The sequence below is a fragment of the Rhizobium croatiense genome, assembly GCF_019793465.1.
GTDB classification, from domain to species: Bacteria; Pseudomonadota; Alphaproteobacteria; order Rhizobiales; family Rhizobiaceae; genus Rhizobium; species Rhizobium croatiense.
Genome location: NZ_JAILYJ010000008.1, coordinates 153,430 through 176,939, shown reverse-complemented (window position 1 = coordinate 176,939; position 23,510 = coordinate 153,430). Strand labels below are relative to the sequence as shown.

Here is a 23,510-nt window from a genome sequence, read left to right as displayed (position 1 = left end):
GAGAGCGAGCTTCGCCGTGTAGGGGCGAAGACGCCTGAGTTTTCGGCAAACCGCGCAGAGCCAAGGCCATGCGCGGTTTTCGCGTTTTTGCGGGGACATGCCAAGTCTTGACCTCGCTCAAGTCTTGACCTGCTCAAGCCTTGATCGGGGCCAGCCTTGACCCGGGATCGGCGGCCGTTGTAGGCCTCGCCTCAACGAAAGGCGACGGCCATGGCAAGAGCGATCATGCTGCAGGGAACCGGCTCGGATGTCGGCAAGACGGTGCTGGTCGCGGGTCTTTGTCGGCTGGCGGCCAATCGTGGACTGGCGGTCCGGCCGTTCAAGCCTCAGAACATGTCGAACAATGCGGCGGTTGCCGACGACGGCGGCGAGATCGGCCGGGCGCAATGGCTGCAGTCGTTGGCCGCCCGCACGCCGTCCTCGGTGCATATGAATCCGGTGCTGCTCAAGCCGCAATCGGAAAACGGCAGCCAGATCATCGTGCAGGGCAGTGTGTTCGGACAGGCGAAGGGGCGGGATTATCAGCGGTTGAAGCCGCGATTGCTCGGCGCCGTGCTCGAGAGCTTCGAAGCAGTGGCTGCCGGAGCCGACCTCGTCGTCGTCGAGGGCGCCGGCTCGCCGGCCGAAATCAATCTCAGAGCCGGCGATATCGCCAATATGGGCTTTGCGACGAAGGCGGGCGTGCCCGTCGTGCTCGTCGGCGATATCGACCGCGGTGGCGTCATCGCCTCGCTGGTCGGCACGCATGCGATTCTCGACGGAGGCGATCGAGCGATGATCGCCGGCTATATCATCAACAAGTTCCGCGGCGACGTCTCGTTGTTTACCGATGGCACCCGCGCCATCCAAGGCTTCACCGGCTGGCCCTGCTTCGGCATCGTGCCGTGGCTGCCGGATGCCGCGCGCCTGCCGGCCGAAGATTCGGTCGTGCTCGAACGGCTGGTGAGGAGCGGGACGGGGGCGCTGAAAATCGCCGTGCCGATGCTGCCGCGCATTGCCAATTTCGACGATCTCGATCCGCTCAGTGCGGAGCCGGATGTCGAACTGGTCTTCGTGCGATCAGGCGAGCGGCTGCCAGTCGATGCGAGCTTGGTCATTCTTCCCGGCTCGAAATCGACGATTTCGGATCTCGCCGATCTCAGGGTTCAAGGTTGGGACCGCGATCTTGCGGCGCATGTCCGGCGCGGTGGCCGGGTGATCGGCATTTGCGGCGGCTACCAGATGCTTGGTCGCACGGTACGCGATCCGCTCGGCATCGAAGGCGGGACGATCGAGGCGGCGGGGCTTGCGCTGCTCGACGTCGAGACCGAGATGGCGCCTGAGAAGACCGTGCGCAACAGCCAGGCCCGTTCGACCGAATATGACGTATCGCTCGCCGGCTACCAGATCCATCTCGGCGTCACCCGCGGCCCGGATTGCGTCCGGCCCTCGGCGATCGTCGACGGCGTGCCCGACGGAGCGCTGTCGGCCGACGGGCGGATCATGGGCACCTATCTGCATGGGCTCTTCGGCAGCGACGCCTACCGCGCCCGGCTGCTTCAGAGCTTCGGCCTATCCGGCGAGCGGCGGAATTACCGTGACAGCGTCGAGCAGGCGCTCGACGAGATCGCCGGGGAATTGGAACGGCACCTCGATCCGCACTGGCTGGCGGGGCTGCTCGGTTAGCCGCAGCGGTGCGGCCGAATTGCGCATCACTTTCACTCGACCGGGAGTAGCATCGCGACAGGAAGCAGGCTAATGAATGGGAAGCGCGCGATATCGCTCTTTCATCACCCTGTCCGGCGATTTAGGCCGCAGGCCTGACGGCCGGAAAGATTCCTTCAGGTTGTCGACCTCATTCGGAGATTGAAAAAATTAACGATCATATTCAGTGGCTTATCGAGCAGGGAATCACCTGTGAGCATATTGGCGACCTGGTCGCCGGTCTATGCGACCGGCTGATTGCGACCGGCGTTCCGATCTGGCGTGCGAGCATCAGAATGCCTTCTCTCCATCCCATGTATCGCGGCATCGCCGCCAATTTCGAGCGTGGTGGTGCAATCGTTCTCGAGAATGCGGAGCATGGCAGCGAGACGGAACGCAGCTTCGAGATGACGCCGATCTTTCACCTTTTGAGCCGCGGCGAGAAAACCGGCCGATGGAATCTGGCGAAAAGCGAGGGGCTCCAGTATGCCGAGCTTAACGAATTCGCGCTTGCCGGCGGCACGGATCACGTCATCAGCATTTTCGAATTCCCGAAGGAGGTTGCGCTACGCGGACTGGGCTTTTCGCTCACCAGCGATGAGCCCGGCGGATTTTCCGACGACCATCTGGCGATCATCCAGGAGCTGTTGCCGGCTCTGGGGTTGGCCGCCTACCGTGTCGCGGTTTCGAAAACCGCGACCGAAATCCTCGCGGTCTATACCGGCGCCAGAACGAGCGCGCGTATCCTTGCGGGGGAAACCCGCAGGGGAATGGGCGGCTCCATCGATGCCGCCATCCTGATTGCCGACCTGCGCAATTTCACCGCGCTGACCGAGGTATACCAGCCCGCAGAGATCGTCGGTTTTCTCAACGAGCATTTCGAGCTGATCGACCGGCATGTCGAGGAAAATTCCGGCGAGATCCTCAAGTTCATGGGCGACAGCGTGCTGGCGATCTTTCCAACAGAGGCCGAGGACCCGCAAAAGGCCTGCAAGGCGGCGCTGGCTTCTGCCCAGAATCTGCTGAAGGCAAACGAAGAGCTCAATCGGGAGCGCACGCGCCACGGCGGCCCGGATATCGGCATCGATGTCGTCTTGCATCTCGGCGAGGTTTTCTACGGAAATGTCGGCGCTCACGGCAGGCTGGACTTCACGGTGATCGGCAGAGCCGTCAACGAGGCTTCGCGGCTGGAAAAGCTGTGCGGGATGCTTGAGCAGCACTTGCTGCTGTCGGAGAGTTTCGCGGCGACCTGTGCCGTGCCCTGTGACTATCTCGGGTCTTTCGAGCTGCGCGGCGTTTCGAAGAGAGCCGACGTCTTCAGGCTTGCCGGCGCCGCTTCGTAGCGGCTCAGATCTCGCCCGATACCTCGCGGCGGCGGCGGTCGAGTTCTTCGCTGTAGCGGCGCAGCGTGTGGCTTTCGCTGAGCTGGCCGACCACCTTGCGCTCGATCAAATTGTTGACGACGGCGAGCGCTTCGCTTTCGCTCTTGTCGAAGATCGCCGCTGCCTGCCTGGCGTTCATCTGCGGCTGCAGGAAATCATTGCGGTAGCGCACGAAATCGGCAAGCGTCTGGCTCTCGTCCTGGACATCGGTCGGATTGGCGTAAATTTCGGGCACCAGCACGAGCCCGGCATATTTGTCGTTCTCCTCGACGAGAATGACACACTGGGTCGAGCCGATCGGGAAGGCCCTCTTGAACTCCTCCAAGGAGATGCCCGCCTTTGCGGTCTTGATGTCGGCGCGCATCAGCTTGTTCACCGTCAGGTTGCGGATCCAGCCGACGTCGTGGGCGCTGCGGATGCTTTCGCCGCGCAGATGGAAGCGCCATGTGGCGAAGGAATAGCCGAAGGTCGAGCGCACGACGAGCGAGGAGGTGATAACGGCGGCAAGCACCAGCGCAGTGATCGGAAAATCGCCGGTAATCTCGAGCGCCAGGAAGGTCATCGTCAGCGGTCCGCCAATGACAGCGACGGCGAGCGAACTCATCCCGACCACGGCATAGATGACCGGCGTCAGCGTGGCATCGGCGAAATAGGGACCGCAATAGGCAAAGAGCTTGCCGAGCAGGGCGCCCATGAACAGCGAGGCGAAAAACAGGCCGCCCCTGAAGCCGGAACCGATCGAAATTGCCGAGGCCAGCGATTTCAGCAGAAAGAGGCTGATCAGGGCCGGGATCGTCACGTCGCGGGAAAGGTTGAGGTGCAGTGCGCCGTGACCGGCCGATAGCACCTGCGGCGAGATCATCGCGAGAAGTCCGACGATGATGCCGCCGAGCGCCGGGCGAAAGGGCGGGGCGATCGAGCTTTTGCGCGCAAGCTCCTCGACGAAGGCCACGCCCTGCATGAGAAGAATGCCAACGCCGGCGCAGAAGACACCGAGCAGCAGCGCCGGGACATAATCGGCCGGCACGACCGAGCCGAAGCTGCCGATATCGATGGTGAAATCGCCTTCGGCAAGCAATCTCGCGATGAGGGTGGAAACGAGGGCGGAGACGACGACCGGGGTCAGTGACACGATCGTATAGGTGCCGATGATCAGCTCGAAGGCGTAGAAGGCGCCTGTCAACGGCGCGTTGAAGGCGGCGGCGATGGCGCCGGCCGCGCCGCAGCCGACGAGAATGCGCAGGTCCGAGCGGCGCAGCTGCAGCTTCAGGCCAAACTTGGAGGCAATGCCGGCAGCAAGCTGGGTATAGCCCGCTTCCAGGCCGACGGAGGCGCCGAAGCCGTTGGAGATCAGGTTCTGCACGGCGACGATGATACTGTCGGTCAGGGAGAGACGGCCGCCATGCAGCGCATTTGCCTCGATGGGATCGACCATCGGCTTCTTGCGCCGTCTGGCGAGCACTAGGAGCAGCATGCCGAGCAGAACGCCGCCGACGACCGGCGCGGTGAGCAGCAGCATCTTGTCCTCGATGACCGACGCGCTCAGCCTTTCGGTGTCGGCGATGCCGAAGACCAGCTGGTGCAGCTCGTTGGAAGCGTAGCTCATGCCGGTGACTGCAAGCCCCGAGGCGATGCCGACGACGGCGCCTGCCAGCGACAGGCCGACTTCACTGCGGCGGGTCAGCGCGCGCAGCCGTCCCGGGTCGAAGAAAACACGCAGCGCGCGGAAACGGCGCCGATCCAATTTCATAAGCATGGCTAGACAACTAGGCGGGGAGAGGCCCGGTCAAGGGCGGCGGTGCTGTCCGCTTGCGATGCAATTGCGGCGAAAAGCCGGCGCGCGGGACAAATTTTTATGACGTAAGTCTCTGATAATAGACGATGTTTTCGGTAGAGTAAGTCGTGTTGTTGGAGGCTTCCTGTCCCCCGGCCGTCGCCTCGGTCGTCAACGGCGGTTGACTCTATCCTCTGGCTTGCCTAACCATCCCTCAACGGATGGTCGCTTGATCATCCTGACATAATGGATGGTTCCGGATCGGCAATTGTCCTTCCGGATGAAAAGGGAATGTGACGGGGCGGACCCAAGCCGGGCGCCTTCATCACAGCCGACCCCGCGACTGTAGAGCGGTCAGGGTCTTCCATCCGGCATCGAGCCCTCCGGCCGGCGGCCTGCAATCGTGCAGGCAGGCGGGACGGGCGACGTGCCGGAAAAGCCACTGGAAATGTATGGTGATAAACCGGGGTCGGACGCCTCTATTTCTACGAATCGTCCACCTTTTCACCGATGCAACCGGGAAGGCGAGGCGGATCCGCTGGCACGATCAGGGGCGACCGGTTTTCCGGTCCGCCCCGATCGCGGCCGATAACCGCGAGCCAGGAGACCTGCCTTCCGTGCCGGGCGAAAAGCCCACCCTGGGTAAGAGACCCGCTGCCAGCACGGAGGTTGTTTTGGCTGAACGAATGAATTCGGCGCGCCCTGGTGTGGCGCATATGGGAGGCATTTTCCTCTCCTCCCTCATTCCTGTGCTCGTCACAGGAATCCAGTGCGCCCAAGTCCTTGGGCGCGGGAAAATCTTTGCAAAATTTCATGAAGTCATTCACGGCGCGGAGGCGCCGCGGCTGGATTCCTGTGACGAGCACAGGAATGAGGGTGGGTGGGAGGCAGTATCCCGTCAAAGGGCCGTCTGCGCATGACTACCGCTCTCTCCAATACCATTTTCATCCTCGGCGGCGCACGCTCCGGCAAATCCCGGTTTGCCGAAAACCTCGTCGTCGCAACCGGCCTCGATCGTCACTACCTCGCGACCGGCCGGGCGTGGGACGAAGAGATGCAGGCGCGCATTGCGCAGCACAGGGCCGACCGCGGCCCGTCGTGGACGACGCATGAGGAGCCGCTCGATCTTGTTGGCAAGCTCGCCGCCATCGACGGCGACGGCCGTATCGTGCTGGTCGACTGCCTGACGCTCTGGGTCACCAACCTGATGATGGAAGAGCGCGACATGGCAGCGGAATTTGCAGGGCTCGTCGATTTCGTGGGGCAAGCAAAGGCGCGGCTGGTCTTTGTCTCCAACGAGGTCGGGCTCGGCATCGTGCCGGACAATCGCATGGCGCGGGATTTTCGCGATCATGCCGGCCGTTTGCACCAGATGATCGCGGCGAAAGCCGCCGTAGTCTATTTCATCGCGGCAGGCCTGCCGCTGAAAATGAAGGGTTAAAGTTTCATGAACCAGAAGATTCCCGCAACCGTCATCACCGGCTTTCTCGGTGCCGGCAAGACGACGATGATCCGCAACCTGCTCACCAATGCCGGCGGCAAAAAAATCGCGCTCATCATCAACGAGTTCGGCGATCTCGGCGTCGATGGCGACGTGCTGAAGGGCTGCGGCGCCGAAAACTGCAGCGAGGACGACATCATCGAGCTGACCAATGGCTGCATTTGCTGCACCGTCGCCGACGATTTCATTCCGACGATGACGAAGCTACTCGAGCGCGAACAGCGGCCCGACCACATCGTCATCGAAACCTCCGGCCTCGCGTTGCCGCAGCCCCTGGTCGCCGCCTTCAACTGGCCTGACATCCGCACCCAGGTGACCGTCGACGGTGTCATCACTGTGGTCGACAGCGCTGCTGTCGCCGCCGGCCGCTTTGCCGACGACCATGATGCCGTCGTGACGGCCCGCAGCGAGGATGAATCGCTCGATCACGAAAGCCCGATCGAGGAGCTTTTCGAGGATCAGCTGACCTGCGCCGATCTGATCGTGCTCAACAAGACCGACCTGGTCGATGTGGCGGGCCTCGGCCGCGTGCGCGACGAGGTCGCTTCCCGCACCCAGCGCAAGCCCGTGATGATCGAGGCGAGAAACGGCGAGGTGCCGGCCGGCATCCTGCTCGGCCTCGGTATCGGCACGGAGAATGATCTGGCCAACCGCAAGTCGCACCACGAACTGGAGCATGAGGACGGCACGCCGCACGATCACGACGAGTTCGACAGCTTCGTCGTCGAGCTCGGCTCGATCGTCGATGTTGCCGGCTTCGTCGAGCGGCTGAAGACGATCATCGCTGCCCACGACGTGTTGCGCCTCAAGGGCTTTGTCGACGTTTCCGGGAAGCCGATGCGCCTGCAGCTTCAGGCGGTCGGCAGCCGCATCGATCATTATTTCGATCGTGCCTGGGCAGCTGATGAAAGGCGCGCCACGCGCCTCGTCGTCATCGGCCTGCATGAGATGGATGAGGTTGCCGTGAGAACGGCGATCGAGGCGATGGCTTAACCGATGCATCTGCTTCTGGCCCAGCAGGGAACGATCAGCGACGGCGAGGAGGCAATCGACCTCGGGCAGACGCCGGGCGAGATCCTGTTCCTGTCGGCGGCCGACAGCGAGCTTGCGGCGATCGCGGCCGCCCATCGCGCCTGCGGTGGGCCGCAGTCGCTGAGGCTCGCCAGCCTTATGAGCCTCAAGCATCCGATGTCGGTCGATACCTATGTCGAGCGCACGGCACGGCATGCGAAGCTCATCATCGTGCGCGCACTCGGCGGCGCCAGCTATTTCCATTATGCGCTGGAGGCCCTGCATGCGGCAGCGTCCCGCGTCGGCGCGCTGATTGCCGTGCTGCCGGGCGATGCCAGACCGGATGCGGGCCTGACGTCGTTTTCCAATGTGGCGCTTGCGGATCTGAATGCGCTCTTGGGCTATCTGATCGAGGGTGGCGATGCCAATGCGCGCGCCTTTCTCGATTATGCCGGAGCGATGCTGTCGGGTGCGCAGAAGCCGGCGCCGGCGGTGCCTTTGATGAAGGCCGGCATCTGGTGGCCGGGGCGGGGGCTGATCGGGGTGGACGAGTGGCGGCAGGTTGCCGGTTCGCCACCTTTGTCGGTCGAGCGTAGGATACCCCCCTCTGTCCTGCCGGACTACCGGGGACAAGCCGCCGGTCTCGACCCGTCCTTCGGACCCCCCACAAGGGGGGAGATGTCCGGCAGGACAGAGGGGGGTATCGCAAGCTCGGCGGAGAAGGTGGAACTCGAACCCACAACATCCCCCATCGTCGCCATTAGCTTCTACCGCGCCCTCGTCCAAAGCGGCGAAACCCGCCCCATCGAAGTGATAATCGAAGCCTTGCAGGCACTTGGTCTCCGGCCGCTGCCGGTATTTGCCTATAGCCTCAAGGATCCTGTCTCCACAGGCATTCTCGAAAGCGTATTTTCGGCGCTGAAACCCGATGTCGTGATCAACACGACCGGCTTCGCCGTCTCGGCGCCCGGCGCCGATCGGCAGCCGACGGTGCTGGAGGCGAATGGCGCGGTCGTGCTACAGGCGATCCTGTCGGCCTCGTCGCGGGAGGCGTGGGCGGCCTCCTCGCAAGGCCTGTCGGCGCGCGATCTCGGCATGAACGTGGCGCTGCCCGAGGTCGACGGCCGGGTGCTGGCGCGGGCGGTCTCCTTCAAGACGGCGGCGCGTTACGATGCGGCGGTCGAGACGAACATCGTCGCCAGCGAACCGGACGCTGGCCGGGTGCGCTATACGGCGGAACTCGCCGCCAATTGGGCGCGGCTGCGCGCCACGCCGGCGCATGACCGGCGCATCGCCCTTGTCATGGCGAATTATCCGAATCGCGACGGCCGGCTCGGCAACGGGGTTGGCTTGGATACGCCGGCCGGCAGCATCGAGGTGCTGCGGGCGATGGAAGCAGCGGGTTATCCGGCCGCCGATATTCCGGCCGACGGCGACGCGCTGATCCAGCATTTGATGCAGGGGCCGACCAATTCAGGGCATGACGGCCGAGTGATCCGCGAGACGTTATCCCTCAGACGTTACAACAGCTTCCTGGCGTCTCTTCCCAATCAGATTCAGGATGAGGTGAGGGCTCGCTGGGGCGATCCCGAGAACGATCCGTATTTTCGCGAGGGCGTCTTCGCTCTGCCTTTCGCCCGCTTTGGCGGCGTTCTCGTCGGCATTCAGCCGGCGCGCGGCTATAACATCGATCCGAAAGAAAGCTACCATTCGCCGGACCTCGTGCCGCCACACGGTTATCTTGCCTTCTACGCTTTCCTGCGCCGCGAATTCGGCGCCGACGCCGTCATCCACATGGGCAAACACGGCAATCTCGAATGGATGCCGGGCAAGGCGCTGGCGCTGTCGGAGAACTGTTATCCCGAGGCCATCCTCGGACCGCTGCCGCATCTTTATCCCTTCATCGTCAACGATCCGGGCGAGGGCACACAGGCCAAGCGGCGGGCTGCCGCCGTCATCATCGATCACCTGACGCCGCCTTTGACGCGGGCCGAGAGCTATGGACCGCTCAAGGATCTGGAAGCGCTGGTCGACGAATATTACGAGGCTTCCGTCGGCGACCCGCGCCGCATCCGGCTGCTCAGCCGGCAGATTCTCGATCTTGTCACCGATATCGGCCTCGACCGGGATGCCGACATAATCAGCGGCGAAAGCGAAGACCAGGCGCTGAAGAAGCTCGACGCCTATCTCTGCGACCTCAAGGAAATGCAGATCCGCGACGGGCTGCATGTGTTCGGGGTGTCGCCCGAGGGGCGGTTGCTGACGGATTTGACCGTTGCGCTGGCACGGGTGCCGCGCGGGCTGGGTGAGGGCGGGGATGAGAGTTTGCAGCGGGCGATTGCTGGGGATGTGTTGGAAAACCCCTCCCCAACCCCTCCCCACAAGGGGGAGGGACTTACCGTTGAGCGCGCGGTTACCTCTGAGATCAAAGTCGATGACGAGACAGCGCGCCCAGCAAGCCCCTCCCACCTGTGGGGAGGGGTTGGGGAGGGGTCTTCTTTTGACCCTCTCGACTGCGACATGGCCGTTGCCTGGGCCGGCCCACGTCCACCAATCCTGGCCGACCTCCTGGACACCCTCTGGCGCACCAACGGCGACACGGTCGAGCGCATCGAACTGCTCGCGGCCAGGCTCGTCTCCGGGGAGATTGCCTGCCCCGCGGAATGGACGGCGACGCAGGCGGTGCTCTCCGAGATCGAGACCCGTCTTAAGCCCTCGATTCTTGCCTGCGGCCCGGCGGAGATATCCGGCCTGCTTGCCGGCCTCGACGGCCACTTCGTGGCCCCCGGTCCCTCCGGTGCGCCGACGCGCGGGCGGCCCGATGTGCTGCCGACAGGCCGCAATTTCTATTCGGTCGACAGCCGCGCGGTGCCGACGCCGGCGGCTTACGAACTTGGCAGGAAATCGGCAGAACTGCTGATACGCCGCTACGTGCAAGATCATGGCGAATGGCCTGATACATTCGGCCTGACGGCTTGGGGCACGTCGAACATGCGCACCGGCGGCGACGATATCGCTCAGGCGCTGGCGCTGATCGGCGTCAAACCGCTCTGGGATATGAGCTCGCGGCGGGTCACCGGTTATGAGATCATACCGCAGGCAGTGCTTGGGCGGCCGCGTGTCGACGTGACGCTGAGGATTTCCGGCTTCTTTCGCGACGCTTTTCCCGAGCAGATCGCCTTGTTCGACAAGGCGGTTCGCGCCGTTGGCGCGCTCGAAGAGGACGATTCCGACAATCCGGTTGCAGCGCGCATGCGCGGCGAAGCGGCAAGGCTTGCTGCCGCCGGTCTCGACGCCGCCTCGGCGAAACGGCGGGCGGGTTATCGGGTCTTCGGCTCGAAACCCGCCGCTTACGGCGCCGGGTTGCAGGCGCTGATCGACGAAAAGGGCTGGGAGCGGCGCGCCGATCTCGCCGAGGCCTATCTCGTCTGGGGAAGTTATGCCTATGGCGCCGGCGAGGAGGGCAAGGCCGAACGCGGCTTGTTCGAGGAGCGGCTACGATCGGTGCAAGCCGTCATTCAGAACCAGGACAACCGCGAGCATGACCTGCTCGACAGCGACGACTACTACCAGTTCGAGGGTGGTATGGCAGCTGCGGCCGAGTCGCTTAGCGGCGCGCGTCCCGCAATCTATCATAATGATCATTCGAGACCCGAGCGGCCGGTGATCCGTTCGCTGGAGGAAGAGATCGGCCGGGTGGTGCGCGGGCGCGCGGTCAATCCGAAATGGATATCCGGCGTCATGCGCCACGGCTACAAGGGGGCGGCCGAGATTGCGGCGACGGTCGATTATCTCTTCGCCTTCGCGGCGACGACGGGGGCAGTCGGCGCGCACCATTTCGAAGCGGTCTATCAGGCTTTCATCGCCGATCCCGCCGTGCGCGATTTCATGGTCGAGAAGAACCCTGCGGCATTCGATGAGATGAAGGAGCGGATGCGCGAAGCGATCGACCGCGAGTTCTGGACGCCGCGCAGCAATTCGGCCCGGTTCGACCTGGCCGCCACGCAACTGAATGAGGTGCACCGATGAACGACGAAACTCCGGAAAACGAAGCGGCCAAGGATGATGCGCGCCACGCCGAGAAGATGGCGAAGAAGAAGGCTGCACGCGACAAGATCATGGCGACAAAGACGGACGGCAAGGGCCTGATCATCGTCCATACCGGCAAGGGCAAGGGGAAGTCGTCGGCCGCGTTCGGCATGATCTTCCGCCATATCGCCCACGGCAAGCCATCGGCCGTTGTCCAGTTCATCAAAGGGGCGATGTGGACCGGCGAACGCGATCTGATCGAGAAGCATTTCTCCGACATCTGCCAGTTCCACACGATGGGCGAGGGTTTTACCTGGGAAACGCAGGACCGCGCCCGCGACGTTGCAGCCGCCTCAGCCGCCTGGGAAAAGGCCAAGGAGCTGATCCGCGACGAGCGCAATTCGATGGTGTTGCTCGACGAGATCAACATCGCACTGCGCTACGACTATCTCGATGTCAGCGAGGTGGTGGCGTTCCTGAAAGCAGAGAAGCCCCACATGACGCATGTCGTGCTGACGGGGCGCAACGCCAAGGATGAGCTGATCGAGATTGCCGATCTGGTGACCGAGATGGAGCTTATCAAGCATCCCTTCCGCTCGGGGATCAAGGGCCAGGCAGGCGTCGAGTTCTGAGGCGCTAGGAGGGTTCGGCGGTTAGGCGCCGAGCCAGACACGCAGCGGATTTGCCGGGTCGGCGAGCAGCTTTACCGCCAAGGCCAGGCAGACGATGACGAGCAGCGGTTTGATCAGCTTGGCGCCTATGCGCATGGCAAGCCGTGAGCCGAGCTGGGCGCCGAGGAACTGGCAGATACCCATCAACAGACCGATTTTCCACAGGATCGCGCCGAAACTCGCGAAGACGATGAGCGCGCCGAGGTTGGAGCCGAGATTGAGAAGTTTGGTATGGGCGGTCGCCTTCAGCACGCCGAAGCCGGCCAGCGTGACGAAGGCGAGCATGAAGAAGGAACCGGTGCCGGGGCCGAAGATGCCGTCGTAAAAGCCGATGGCCGGCACGAAGGTCAGGCCGAAGACGAAAGGCGTGATGATCCGGTGTTTGTCGAGATCGTTGAGGTTCGGCTTGACGGCGAAGAAGATCGCGATCGCCAGGAGCAGCACCGGCATGATCGCCTGCAGCACCTGTCCGGGCACGATGGTTGCAAGGGCAGCGCCGATCGCACCGCCCATCACGGCCATCAGCGCCATCGGCAGCTGTTCGTGCAGCTGCACATGACCCTTGCGGGCATAGGCGAGCGTTGCCGAGGCGGCGCCGAAGATCGACTGTACCTTGTTGGTGCCGAGCGTCTGCAGCGGCGGAATGCCGGCAATCAGCATGGCGGGGACGGTGATGAGGCCGCCGCCGCCGGCGATGGCATCGACGAAACCGGCAAAGAAGGCAGCCGCGCAGAGCAGCAGAAGCAGATGGAGGGCGATGTCAGGCAAGAGGCTATTCCAGGAGAGCGTTCAACCGGTCTTGTTGCATTTCCCCCTCCAAGCTGCAATGGCTGCGAGGAGACAGCGAGAGCGCATTCGACGGCTTCCATGAGTGATATTTCTTTCGATAGGGCGAGGCGATATGCGCTCGGCCTCGGCTGCGAGCGCGGGACGCCTTCTGCGGAAGTGCTGGCGCTTGCCGGCGAGGCGCTGAGAGCGGCCGGCATCGGCAGGGCGGAGCTTGCTGCCATCGCTTCCATCGACAGCCGCGGGCAAGAAGCGGCGATCCTTGCCATTGCGGCGCATTTTGCCGTACCTGCCGTTTTCTTCGACGCACCGCGGCTGGAGGAGGAAACGCCGCGGCTCAAAAATCCCTCCGCCATCGTCTTTGCCCGCGTCGGCTGCCATGGCGTGGCGGAATCGGCGGCACTTGCGGCGATCGGCGCGGATGCCGAACTGGTGCTCGGCAAGATCAAATCCGCGCATGCGACAGCGGCGATTGCCCGCATCGGGTTGCAGAAAGCCTGACGGTCGTTATGTTGGCGGCAACTCGCGGCGCCAACCGGCAGCTCAGCGATTTATATCTAGAGGACAATCATGCACAAGGTCATTTATGACACTGACCCGGGCGTTGACGACGCCATGGCGCTTCTTTTCCTGCACCGCCATCCCGAGATCGATGTGATCGGCATCACCACCGTTTTCGGCAATGCCTCGGTCGAGACGACGACGCGCAATGCGCTTTTCCTCAAGCGGGAATGGGATATTCCGGCACCCGTCGCCAAGGGCGCGAGCGTCACCATCGATGCGGCGCGCGCCGAGCGGGAATGGCCGGCCATGGTGCATGGGGATAACGGCCTCGGCAATATCGAGGTACCGCACACGATCGACCTGCCGCTCGATCCCCGGCCGGCGCACCGCTTCATCATCGACACGGTACGGGCCAATCCCGGCGAGGTCAGGCTGGTGGCCGTCGGGCGGATGACCAATCTGGCGATGGCGCTGAAGGAAGACCCCGAGATTGCCGTCCTGGTGAAGGACGTCGTCATCATGGGCGGCAATTTCTATGTGCCAGGCAACGTCTCGCCGGTCGCCGAAGCCAATATTCACGGCGATCCCGAGGCGGCAGATATCGTCATGACGGCGGCTTGGAAGGTGGTCGTCATCGGCCTCGACGTCACCTCGATCACCACGATGAGCCGCAGCTATCTCGGCGCAATGGCGGCCAAGGGCGACGCGGCGGTGAAGCTGCTCGACGGGCTGTCGCAGCATTACATCGATTTCTACACCCATGCGGTCGATGACGGCATGATGGTGCATGACAGTTGCGCTGCCGTTTACGTCGTGGCGCCTGAGCTTTTCACCACCATCACCGGCGCGGTGCGCGTCGTCTGCGGCGGTATCGCCGACGGCCAGACGGTGATCAAACCGGATGGCCGCCGCTTCCCGCCGGGCGACTGGGACGGCCTGCCGAGCCAGATCGTCGCTACGGGAATCGAGTCTGAAAAGGCGATCGATCTGATCCGCGATACGCTGCTTCGGGCCTGACCGGCCTGCAGGCCGGTGCAGACTGCTGGCCACGCCGCCAACGCCTCTTTCGTCATGCTCGGGCTTGTCCCGAGCATCTGCCTCCGTTTGTTACGGCAGCAGAATCCTCGGCACAAGGCCGAGGATGACGCCGCGAGGGAGGTGAGCGTTATTCATTATAACATTCATAGCCTTGTCCGGATTTACGGAGAATTCGAATCCGCCTCCTCGCAAAGTGAATCATCGTCAACTCAGCAACTTCAAGTGAGGTGGCGCGGGCGGCGTTGACCTTCATCCTTGGTGGGCCTAGATCAACAAAATGATGAACAGCCCATTCTCACATTTGCCGGCGCTGGGGCCGGGCAGCGTCTGGCTCGTTGGGGCCGGTCCCGGCGATCCCGGGCTGTTGACGCTGCTTGCCGCCAAGGGATTGGCGGAGGCGGATGTGGTCGTGCATGACGCGCTGGTCAACGAGGACTGTCTGAAGCTCGCACGGCCAGGCGCGGAACTGGAATATGCCGGCAAACGCGGCGGCAAGCCCTCCGCCAACCAGCGGGATATCTCGCTCAGGCTGGTGGAGCTGGCGCGCGCCGGCAAGCGAGTGCTGCGGCTGAAGGGCGGCGATCCCTTCGTCTTCGGGCGGGGCGGGGAAGAGGCGCTGACGCTGGTCGAGCACAACATCCCCTTCCGCATCGTGCCGGGCATTACCGCCGGCATCGGTGGGCTTGCCTATGCCGGCATTCCGGTTACGCATCGGGAGATCAATCATGCCGTGACCTTTCTCACCGGCCATGATTCCTCCGGGATTGTGCCCGATGCGATCAATTGGGAAGCGATCGGCAAGGGTTCTCCCGTCATCGTCATGTATATGGCGATGAAGCATATCGGCCAGATCAGCGCCAATCTGATGGCGTCGGGCCGCCCGGCGTCCGAGCCCGTCGCTTTCGTCTGCAACGCGGCGACCGGCGCGCAGCAGGTGCTGGAGACGACGCTCGGCGAAGCGACCGATGCAGCTGAAGCCTCCGGGCTCGAGCCGCCGGCGATCGTCGTGGTCGGTGAAGTGGTGCGGCTGCGGGCTTCGCTCGACTGGCTCGGCGCCCTTGCAGGCAGGCGGCTGCAGCCTGATCCTTTTGGGCGCTCCGGCAAGGTGACGGCATGAGCGGCCTTCTGATCGCAGCCCCTTCCTCCGGCGCCGGCAAGACGACGGTAACGCTTGGGCTGCTGAGGGCGCTTCGCCGGCGCGGCATCGCGGTCGCGGCGGGAAAGGCCGGGCCCGATTACATCGATCCCGCCTTCCATGCTGCGGCAAACGGCACGCCCTGTCTGAATTTCGACCCCTGGGCGATGCGACCGGAGCTGATCTCGGCCAATGCCACGCTGCACCGTTCCGGTGACCGCATTCTCGTGATCGAGGCGATGATGGGGCTGTTCGACGGGGCGGCTGACGGGAAGGGGACGGCAGCCGATCTTGCCGCCCAGCTCGGTCTTTCCGTCGTGCTCGTCGTCGATGCCTCGCGCATGTCGCAGTCCGTGGCGCCGCTGGTATCAGGTTTTGCCGGCTTCCGGGCCGATGTGCGCGTTGCCGGCGTCATCCTCAACAAGGTCGGCAGCGAGCGGCACGAGGCGATGCTGCGTCAGGCGCTCGAAGCGATTCGCATGCCTGTTATCGCGGTGATCGGCAGCGACAAGGCGCTGGCCTTGCCGGAACGCCATCTCGGCCTCGTCCAGGCCGGCGAACATGCCACCCTCGAGAATTTCATCGACCATGCGGCGGACGCCGTTTCCGAGGAGTGCAATTTCGAATTCCTGCTGCGCATCGCAAGGCAGGGCCTCAACCGGCCGTCGGTGGCCAATATCGACCGACTGATGCCGATCGGCGCCCGGGTTGCCGTGGCGCGCGATGTCGCCTTCGCCTTTTCCTATGAGCATATGCTGCTTGGCTGGCGGCGCCGCGGGGCGGATATCTCCTTTTTCTCGCCGCTTGCCGACGAGGCGCCGGCCGCTGATGCCGATGCGATCTATCTGCCGGGCGGTTATCCCGAGCTGCATGCCGGGCGGCTTTCCCAAGCGCAGAATTTTCGGGCCGGCATGCTCGATGCGGCGGCGCGCGGCATCCGGATCTACGGTGAGTGCGGCGGCTACATGGTGTTGGGCGATGGACTGATCGATGCTGAGGGCAGGCGCCACGAAATGCTCGGCCTGCTACCTGTTGTCACCAGCTATGCCAAGCGCCGGCGCCATCTCGGCTATCGCCGTGTGACCCCGCTTGACGGCGCCTTCTTCGCGCGGACCATGACCGCGCATGAATTCCACTATTCAACAGTCGTCTCCGAGGGGGAGGGAAAGCGGCTGTTTACAGCGCAAGATGCGCTCGGCACTGATCTCGGTGCTGTCGGGCTCCGGCGCGGTCAGGTGGCAGGCTCCTACATGCATCTGATCGACCTTGCGAGAGCGGCCGGATGAGCGCGCCGATCGCCCATGGCGGCGGCATCACCGCCGCAGCCGCCGCCTTTGGCGGCAGGCCGCAGGACTGGCTCGACCTTTCCACCGGCATCAATCCATGCCCGCTCGCCCTGCCGGAGATCCCGACAAGGGCCTGGCACCGTCTGCCGGACAGCTATCTGGTCGATGAGGCAAGGCGGGCGGCGCGGGATTATTATGACAGCGGCGAGATACTGCCGCTGCCGGTGCCGGGCACGCAATCGGTGATCCAGCTTCTGCCGCGCCTGCTTCGTCAGGTACGCCAGCTCGGCGTGACGGATGGTAGGGTCGCCGCGACGGACGACAAAGTCGCCGTGACGGACGACAAAGTCGCCGTGACGGACGACAAAGTCGCCGTGGTGTCGCCGACTTATGGCGAATATGCGCGCGCCTTCGCCTCGGCCGGTTATGCCGTCGATGCGGTCGACGATATCGCTGCGATCGGCGGCCAATATCGGCTTGCCGTCGTCGTCAATCCGAACAATCCCGACGGGCGGATATGGCCGGCCGAAGCGTTGGCAGCACTGCACGACAGGGTGAAATCGGCAAATGGGCTGCTTGTTGTCGACGAGGCTTTCGGGGACACGGATCCGGCGCTAAGCCTCGCAGCCCGGGCGCAAGACCTTCCCAATCTGATAATCTTCCGTTCGTTCGGCAAGTTCTTCGGGCTTGCCGGCCTGCGGCTCGGTTTTGCAATCGCGCGCGAGGATATTCTCGCGCGTTTCGAGGACTGGCTTGGCCCCTGGGCGGTCTCCGGCCCGGCGCTGTCGCTTGCCGCCTCGCTGCTTGGTTCGGACGTGGCTGCGATCCGCTGCTTTCTCGATGAACGCAGCGCCGCGCTGCAGGCGGCGCTGAGCGCTGCCGGGTTGCGGAGCAGGGGGGGAACGGCGTTGTTCACGCTTGTCGCCGATAGCAGGGCGAGCGACATTTACACGCATCTTTGCCGGCATCATATTCTCGTCCGCAAGTTCGATTATGCGCCGGATTGGCTGCGTTTCGGATTGACGCCCGATCCGGCGGCGGACAGACGGCTTGGCGCAGCCCTTCAAGGATTTGAGCGATGATGATCGACGAAAACCTCCTCGTGCTGCTTCTGGCGCTGCTGCTCGACCGGATCGTCGGCGATCCGCAATGGCTGTGGTCGCGGGTGCCGCATCCCGTCGTCATCTTCGGCGCGGCGATCTCTTACGCCGATCAGCAGCTCAATCCCTCAAGCCTCACGGGCTCTCAGCGCCGGATGAACGGCGTTGCGGCGATTCTGGCGCTGCTTGTGCTGTCGATCGCTGCAGGCTTCGTGTTCGACCGGTTTTTCGCGCTCTTCGGCCTTGCCGGCCTCGTGCTGGAGGCCGGGTTGGTGGCGATCTTCTTGGCGCAAAAGAGCCTGGCCGATCATGTCGCGGCCGTCGCTACGGCCCTGCGCGGCGAGGGGCTTGCCGGCGGCCGGAGCGCCGTCTCCCGCATCGTCGGGCGCGATCCCGAGACTCTCGACGAGCCGGCCGTCTGCCGCGCGGCGATCGAAAGCCTTGCAGAAAATTTCTCCGACGGCGTCGTGGCGCCGGCCCTTTGGTATGCCGTGCTCGGGCTGCCGGGCCTGCTCGCTTACAAGATGCTGAACACGGCGGATTCGATGATCGGCCACAGGTCGGAAAAATACATCGATTTCGGCTGGGCCGCGGCTCGGCTGGACGATATCGCCAACTGGCCGGCCGCGCGGCTCTCCGTCCTATTGATCGCCGCCGGCGCCTGGATCCGGCGCGGCATGAGCCCCTGCCGCGAGGCGATCCGGGTGGCAATGCGCGACGGCGGCCTGCACCGCTCGCCGAATTCCGGCCGGCCGGAGGCGGCAATGGCCGGCGCTCTCAACGTCCAGCTCGCCGGCCCGCGCATCTACGGCGGTGTCATCGTGACTGAGCCGATGATCAACAACGCCGGCCGGGACGTTGCCACCGCCGGCGATATCGAAGACGGTGTGTCAGTGTTCTATGCCAGCTGCATGGTGCTTACCGGTCTGATCTTCGGATTGTTTTTATGTTTCTTGTAGGATGTGCCGTGAGGCACCGCAGTGGACACTCCCGCTGCAAAGGTTTATGCGAAGCGCCTCCTATCTCCATCAGACCGGAAAAGAGCAATGACAGTGCAGGTTGAATTGCCGTGCCCGAAGTGCAAGAGCACCAAGATGAAATTCGAGCGCCCCGAGATCCGGGAGACCGACATCATCACCTGCGCGGCGTGCGGCCATAATCTCGGGACGATGGCCTCGATCCGCGAGAAGATGAACAAGGCCTACCAGCAGCTCAAGCGACCGTCGGCGGCGCGTAAGATTCAGTGAACAAGCGCCGCTGTCTTGCGGCGTCTCGGTCACGCTTTCGCTCGTTAGAATTGTGATTACCATTCGGGTTAAAGCTATATAATAAGTATCGTCGTAGTCTCTCTGCCGTAAGGGCGCAATCAAACTGCGCGGGTGCGAAGAGGGGTTATCATGAAGACGATTTTTGCAGCTGCGGCCGCAAGTTTATTGCTGCAGTTTTCTCCGGTTGCGGCTGAGGCAGCAACGCTGGTTGCCAATATCAGCATCGGCAAGCAGACGATGACCGTCACCGAGAACGGCTTCGTCAAGTATCGCTGGAAGGTTTCAACCGCGCGCAACGGTTATGTCACGCCGACCGGCTCGTGGAGCGCCAAATGGCTGTCGCGCGATCACCGCTCCCGCAAATACGACAACGCGCCGATGCCTTACGCGGTATTTTTCAACGGTGGTTACGCGGTTCACGCCACCTTTGATCTAAAGCGTCTCGGCAGGCCGGCCTCGCATGGCTGCGTTCGCCTGCATCCCGATAATGCGGCGGAGTTCTTTTCGCTGGCGCGGCAGGCAGGTCTCACCAATACCCGGGTGGTCATCACGCGCTGATCCCGGATCAGCGCCTGAACCTGAATTCGGCGCGATTTGATCCCGATCAAACTCAGATGCGGATGTTGGTCGCATCGAGCGCGTTACCTATTTTGATTCGGTCAGCCTCCCATTTCGCGCCGAGAGGGCCTTGCATCGCCTTTCAGGGTTTGCGCAACACTCTGGAACGTCCGGCACTCCATTGCTGTTTAGGCAACACCTGATTGCCAAATTGCCGCAACGCCCGGACGAAAGCATTGGCTTTTGAAATGGATTTGCCTATGAGGGGGTTTAAATCGTCATTTCATGAGGTACAGCGCGTGACCGCTACATTCGATAAAGTTGCCGACATTATTGCAGAAACCAGCGAGATCGATCGTGCCACGATCACGCCGGAGAGCCATACGATCGACGACCTCGGTATCGACAGCCTCGATTTCCTCGACATCGTCTTTGCGATCGACAAGGAATTCGGCATCAAGATTCCGCTCGAAAAGTGGACGCAGGAAGTCAATGAGGGCAAGGTTTCCACCGAAGAGTATTTCGTGCTGAAGAACCTGTGCGCCAAGATCGACGAGCTCAAAGCAGCCAAGGCCTGAGCGACATATCAGTCTTTTTTGAACGCCCTGCCGCCCTGAATATGGCGGCCGGGCGGTTTCGTTCCTAAGTAGGCGTCACCGGCGGGCGGATTTTGCCCGTGTGGCCGGAGGATCCGAATGCTGCTGGAATATTTCCAGATGATTGACCGCGTCGAAGCGGTGGACCTGAAGAAGGGGACGCTTGCGGCACGATCCGTCGTGCCGGCCAAAAGCCCCGTCTTCGAAGGCCATTTTCCCGGCATGCCGCTCGTTCCCGGCGTGCTCCTGATCGAAACCATGGCGCAGGCCTCCGGCATGCTGGTGCTTGCCGCCACCGATTTTGCCGCCATGCCCTTCCTCATGTCGGTCGACGGCGCCAAGATGCGCGCCTTTGTCGAGCCGGAAGCCGTGCTTGATATCGAGGCTGTGCTGGAGCATGACGGTTCGGGCTTCGCGGTCACCAAGGCAAAGATCACCAGCGGCGGCAAGAAGGTCTGCGATGCGCAGCTGAAACTGCGCACCATGCCCTTCAGCGAGGTGCCGCTCGGCGATATCGTGAAAAAACGCGCCGGCGAAGTCGGGCTTCTCGAAGCGATCGCAGCGCAGGGAGTGATTGGATGAGCAAGGCTGCAAACGACGTCGTCATTTCGGGCGTCGGCATCGTTACCTGCCAGGGTGTCGGCAAGGACGCGCATATCGCGCTGCTTTCGGCCGAAAGTGCGCCGAAGGCGATCGTCGAGACCGAGAAGTTCAAACCCTATCCGGTGCATCCGCTGCCTGAGATCGACTGGTCGCAGCAGATCGCCAAGCGCGGCGACCAGCGCCAGATGGAAAACTGGCAGCGCATCGGCGTCTTCGCAGCGGGTCTGGCCCTCGACGATGCCGGCTTCAAGGACAATATCGAGGCCTGCGGCACGATGGACATGATCGTGGCCGCCGGCGGCGGCGAGCGCGACATCAACGTCGATACGCTGATCGTCGACGAGGGCCTGAAGCGCAATGACCGGGAGCTGCTGCTCAATGAGAAGCTGACGACGGAGCTGAGACCAACGCTGTTCCTGGCGCAGCTTTCCAACCTGCTGGCCGGCAACATCTCCATCGTTCACAAGGTCACCGGCTCCTCGCGCACCTTCATGGGCGAGGAAGCTTCAGGCGTTTCCGCCGTCGAGACGGCCTTTTGGCGGATCCGTTCCGGCGAATCCACCCATGCGCTTGTCGGCGGCGCCTTTGCTGCCGAACGTCCCGACATGATCCTGCTCACTGAAGCGATCGGCGCGCATACGCGCGACGAATGGGCGCCGCTCTGGTCGCGCTCCGGCCTCGGGGGCGGCGGCATGATCACCGGTTCGGCCGGCGCCTTCCTGGTGCTGGAATCGCGCAAGCACGCGGAAGAGCGCGGCGCGCATATCTATGCGACGATCAGCGCCGTCGAGGGCGACCGCGGCAGCCGTAGCGCCGGCAATTTCGAAGTGCGCATGGAGCGGCTGCTGAAGCCTGCCGCCGACCTGCCGCCGGACAGCACGGCGATCTTCTCCGGCTCGACCGGCATGCATGAAATCGCCGCCCGCGAAAAGGCTGTGCTGGAGCATCAGCTTCCAGGTGCTGCGATCCGCGGCTTCGGCGGCGTGTCCGGTCATACGATCGAGGCGCATTTCCCGCTGGGGCTGGCGCTTGCAGCCCTTGCCATCGATACCAAGGCCAAGGTTCCGCCCTTCGACGCTGCTCATGAAGCGCCGATGAAGGTGGGCACGAAAGCCGCCGTCGTAACGACAGTCGGACACCAGCGCGGCGAGGGCGTCGCCGTTCTTTCCGCAGAGGCGTGAGGAGAGAGATATGACAGCTTCCGCTTACAAGGATCATCTCGGCCGGCCGATCGTCGCAGTGACCGGCATGGGCATCATCACGTCGCTGGGCCAGGGCCTGAAGGACAATTGGGCCGCCCTTTCCTCCGGCACCTCGGGGATCCACGCGATCAACCGCTTTCCGACCGAAGGCCTGTCGACCCGGATCGCCGGCACCGTCGATTTCATCGAGATTCCCGTGCCGAACGCCGTCGAGCGCTCCTATGCCTTTGCGCGCGAGACAACGATCGAGGCGCTGGCCGATGCTGGTCTGTCAGGCGATTTCAACGGCCCGCTGTTTCTTGCCGCGCCGCCGATCGAGCCGGAATGGAGCGCCCGTTTCGAACTCGCCGACCGTTCGCCGGCTGCCGACCATCCCGGTGATGCCTATGAGCGCTTCCTGACGGCGCTGCGCCAGCGGCCCGACCCGGCGTTCCACGAGGCGGCCTTGTTCGGCGCGATTTCCGAGCGTCTTGCCGACCGGTTCGGCACGCGCGGCCTTCCCGTGACCTTGTCGACGGCCTGTGCTTCCGGTGTGACCGCGATCCAGCTCGGCATCGAGGCGATCCGCCAGGGCCGCACCGACCGCGCGCTGACCGTCGCCACGGACGGATCCCTGAGCGCCGAAGCGCTGATCCGCTTCTCGCTGCTGTCTGCTCTTTCGACGCAGAACGATCCGCCGACCAAGGCCTCCAAGCCGTTCAGCAAGGATCGCGACGGCTTCGTCATCGCTGAAGGTGCTGCGACCCTGGTGCTGGAATCGCTGGAATCGGCGGTCGCTCGCGGCGCCAAGGTGCTCGGCATCATGAAGGGCGCCGGGGACAAGGCCGACAGCTTCCACCGCACCCGGTCTTCGCCCGACGGCGGCCCGGCGATCGCGACGATCCGCGCGGCCCTTGCCGATGCGGGTATCGACGAGAGCGGTATCGGCTACATCAACGCGCACGGCACGTCGACGCCTGAGAACGACAAGATGGAATATGGCTCGATGTCCGCCGTTTTCGGCGAGAAGCTGGTCGGCATTCCCGTGTCGTCCAACAAGTCGATGATCGGCCATACGCTGACGGCGGCGGGCGCGGTCGAGGCGGTGTTCTCGCTGCAGACGATGCTGACGGGCACGCTGCCGCCGACGATCAACTACAACAATCCCGATCCGTCGATCGTGCTCGATGTCGTGCCGAACAAGAAGAGGGAAGCCCAGGTTTCGGCCGTGCTTTCCAACTCCTTCGGCTTCGGCGGGCAGAATGCCAGCCTTGTCATGGCGCTCGAACCGGCTTAGAGACCCTCCTTGATTTTGGGACGAAGTGGTTTTTGACGTCATCCTCGGGGCTTGTCCCGAGGATCTACTTGCGTCACTCAATGACCGCTGGCAGATGCTCGGGACAA

Annotated in this window: 20 protein-coding genes and 1 riboswitch; of the genes, 18 read left to right on the top strand and 2 right to left on the bottom strand. The window is 63.4% G+C overall.

Annotated features, from left to right (window positions below; genetic code table 11):
• Nucleotides 1-210: 210 nt before the first annotated feature.
• Both K6M89_RS15180 and K6M89_RS15175 read left to right on the top strand, forming a co-directional pair.
• Entirely contained in the window at nucleotides 211-1,665 is a 1,455-nt protein-coding gene (locus K6M89_RS15180; RefSeq protein ID WP_222139987.1) for a cobyric acid synthase, read from the top strand.
• 134 nt (nucleotides 1,666-1,799) lie between these two features.
• Entirely contained in the window at nucleotides 1,800-3,026 is a 1,227-nt protein-coding gene (locus K6M89_RS15175; protein WP_438826585.1) for an adenylate/guanylate cyclase domain-containing protein, read from the top strand.
• A gap of 4 nt (nucleotides 3,027-3,030) precedes the next feature.
• Here K6M89_RS15175 and K6M89_RS15170 read toward each other — a convergent pair whose 3' ends face one another.
• Nucleotides 3,031-4,821, bottom strand: a complete 1,791-nt coding sequence (locus tag K6M89_RS15170) for a chloride channel protein (RefSeq protein ID WP_222139986.1) — start codon at nucleotides 4,819-4,821, stop codon at nucleotides 3,031-3,033.
• 252 nt (nucleotides 4,822-5,073) lie between these two features.
• Nucleotides 5,074-5,256, top strand: a riboswitch (cobalamin riboswitch).
• Nucleotides 5,257-5,755: 499 nt separating this feature from the next.
• Here K6M89_RS15170 and cobU point away from each other — a divergent pair.
• From cobU to cobO, 4 genes are read left to right on the top strand one after another with little or no spacing between them, the layout of a single operon-like run.
• Nucleotides 5,756-6,280, top strand: coding sequence for a bifunctional adenosylcobinamide kinase/adenosylcobinamide-phosphate guanylyltransferase (gene cobU, locus K6M89_RS15165; protein WP_222139985.1), 525 nt, complete (start codon nucleotides 5,756-5,758; stop codon nucleotides 6,278-6,280).
• A gap of 6 nt (nucleotides 6,281-6,286) precedes the next feature.
• Complete coding sequence (cobW, locus tag K6M89_RS15160; RefSeq protein ID WP_222139984.1) at nucleotides 6,287-7,333, top strand: cobalamin biosynthesis protein CobW; 1,047 nt, start codon at nucleotides 6,287-6,289, stop codon at nucleotides 7,331-7,333.
• A gap of 3 nt (nucleotides 7,334-7,336) precedes the next feature.
• A complete protein-coding gene (cobN, locus tag K6M89_RS15155; protein WP_222139983.1) occupies nucleotides 7,337-11,380 on the top strand; it encodes a cobaltochelatase subunit CobN in 4,044 nt (1,347 codons plus the stop codon).
• A complete protein-coding gene (cobO, locus tag K6M89_RS15150; RefSeq protein WP_222139982.1) occupies nucleotides 11,377-12,012 on the top strand; it encodes a cob(I)yrinic acid a,c-diamide adenosyltransferase in 636 nt (211 codons plus the stop codon). Before cobN ends, cobO begins: the two co-directional genes overlap by 4 nt.
• A gap of 21 nt (nucleotides 12,013-12,033) precedes the next feature.
• On the opposite strand, the gene K6M89_RS15145 is transcribed toward cobO, so the two are convergent.
• Nucleotides 12,034-12,819 (bottom strand): TSUP family transporter, encoded by a 786-nt coding sequence (locus K6M89_RS15145; RefSeq protein ID WP_064682417.1) that lies wholly within the window; start codon nucleotides 12,817-12,819, stop codon nucleotides 12,034-12,036.
• A gap of 99 nt (nucleotides 12,820-12,918) precedes the next feature.
• On the opposite strand from K6M89_RS15145, the gene K6M89_RS15140 reads away from it, so the two are divergent.
• The 12 genes from K6M89_RS15140 to K6M89_RS15085 all read left to right on the top strand — a co-directional run bounded on the left by K6M89_RS15140 (nucleotide 12,919) and on the right by K6M89_RS15085 (nucleotide 23,403).
• Entirely contained in the window at nucleotides 12,919-13,338 is a 420-nt protein-coding gene (locus K6M89_RS15140) for a cobalamin biosynthesis protein (protein ID WP_222139981.1), read from the top strand.
• Nucleotides 13,339-13,407: 69 nt separating this feature from the next.
• The gene (locus K6M89_RS15135) at nucleotides 13,408-14,358 is read left to right on the top strand and encodes a nucleoside hydrolase (protein ID WP_222139980.1); all 951 of its coding nucleotides are present in this window, start codon (nucleotides 13,408-13,410) and stop codon (nucleotides 14,356-14,358) included.
• A gap of 298 nt (nucleotides 14,359-14,656) precedes the next feature.
• Nucleotides 14,657-15,496, top strand: a complete 840-nt coding sequence (gene cobA, locus K6M89_RS15130; protein WP_097579738.1) for a uroporphyrinogen-III C-methyltransferase — start codon at nucleotides 14,657-14,659, stop codon at nucleotides 15,494-15,496.
• On the top strand, nucleotides 15,493-16,800 hold the full coding sequence (locus K6M89_RS15125; RefSeq protein WP_222139979.1) for a cobyrinic acid a,c-diamide synthase CobB: 1,308 nt from the start codon (nucleotides 15,493-15,495) through the stop codon (nucleotides 16,798-16,800). Before cobA ends, K6M89_RS15125 begins: the two co-directional genes overlap by 4 nt.
• Entirely contained in the window at nucleotides 16,797-17,882 is a 1,086-nt protein-coding gene (locus K6M89_RS15120) for a threonine-phosphate decarboxylase (RefSeq protein ID WP_222139978.1), read from the top strand. The genes K6M89_RS15125 and K6M89_RS15120 overlap by 4 nt, the downstream gene beginning before the upstream one ends.
• Nucleotides 17,879-18,859: an adenosylcobinamide-phosphate synthase CbiB gene (cbiB, locus tag K6M89_RS15115; protein ID WP_097579741.1), complete on the top strand. Its 981-nt coding sequence runs from the start codon at nucleotides 17,879-17,881 to the stop codon at nucleotides 18,857-18,859. The genes K6M89_RS15120 and cbiB overlap by 4 nt, the downstream gene beginning before the upstream one ends.
• An 87-nt stretch (nucleotides 18,860-18,946) precedes the next feature.
• Nucleotides 18,947-19,147, top strand: coding sequence for an ECs_2282 family putative zinc-binding protein (locus K6M89_RS15110; RefSeq protein ID WP_184314424.1), 201 nt, complete (start codon nucleotides 18,947-18,949; stop codon nucleotides 19,145-19,147).
• 150 nt (nucleotides 19,148-19,297) lie between these two features.
• Nucleotides 19,298-19,726 (top strand): L,D-transpeptidase, encoded by a 429-nt coding sequence (locus tag K6M89_RS15105; protein WP_222139977.1) that lies wholly within the window; start codon nucleotides 19,298-19,300, stop codon nucleotides 19,724-19,726.
• Between the two features lie 299 nt (nucleotides 19,727-20,025).
• Entirely contained in the window at nucleotides 20,026-20,304 is a 279-nt protein-coding gene (locus tag K6M89_RS15100; RefSeq protein WP_003540486.1) for an acyl carrier protein, read from the top strand.
• 117 nt (nucleotides 20,305-20,421) lie between these two features.
• Entirely contained in the window at nucleotides 20,422-20,904 is a 483-nt protein-coding gene (locus tag K6M89_RS15095; RefSeq protein ID WP_097579744.1) for a 3-hydroxyacyl-ACP dehydratase FabZ family protein, read from the top strand.
• Nucleotides 20,901-22,106: a beta-ketoacyl-ACP synthase gene (locus tag K6M89_RS15090; protein ID WP_097579745.1), complete on the top strand. Its 1,206-nt coding sequence runs from the start codon at nucleotides 20,901-20,903 to the stop codon at nucleotides 22,104-22,106. Before K6M89_RS15095 ends, K6M89_RS15090 begins: the two co-directional genes overlap by 4 nt.
• Before the next feature lie 10 nt (nucleotides 22,107-22,116).
• Nucleotides 22,117-23,403 (top strand): beta-ketoacyl-ACP synthase, encoded by a 1,287-nt coding sequence (locus K6M89_RS15085; protein WP_097579746.1) that lies wholly within the window; start codon nucleotides 22,117-22,119, stop codon nucleotides 23,401-23,403.
• Nucleotides 23,404-23,510 lie beyond the last annotated feature (107 nt).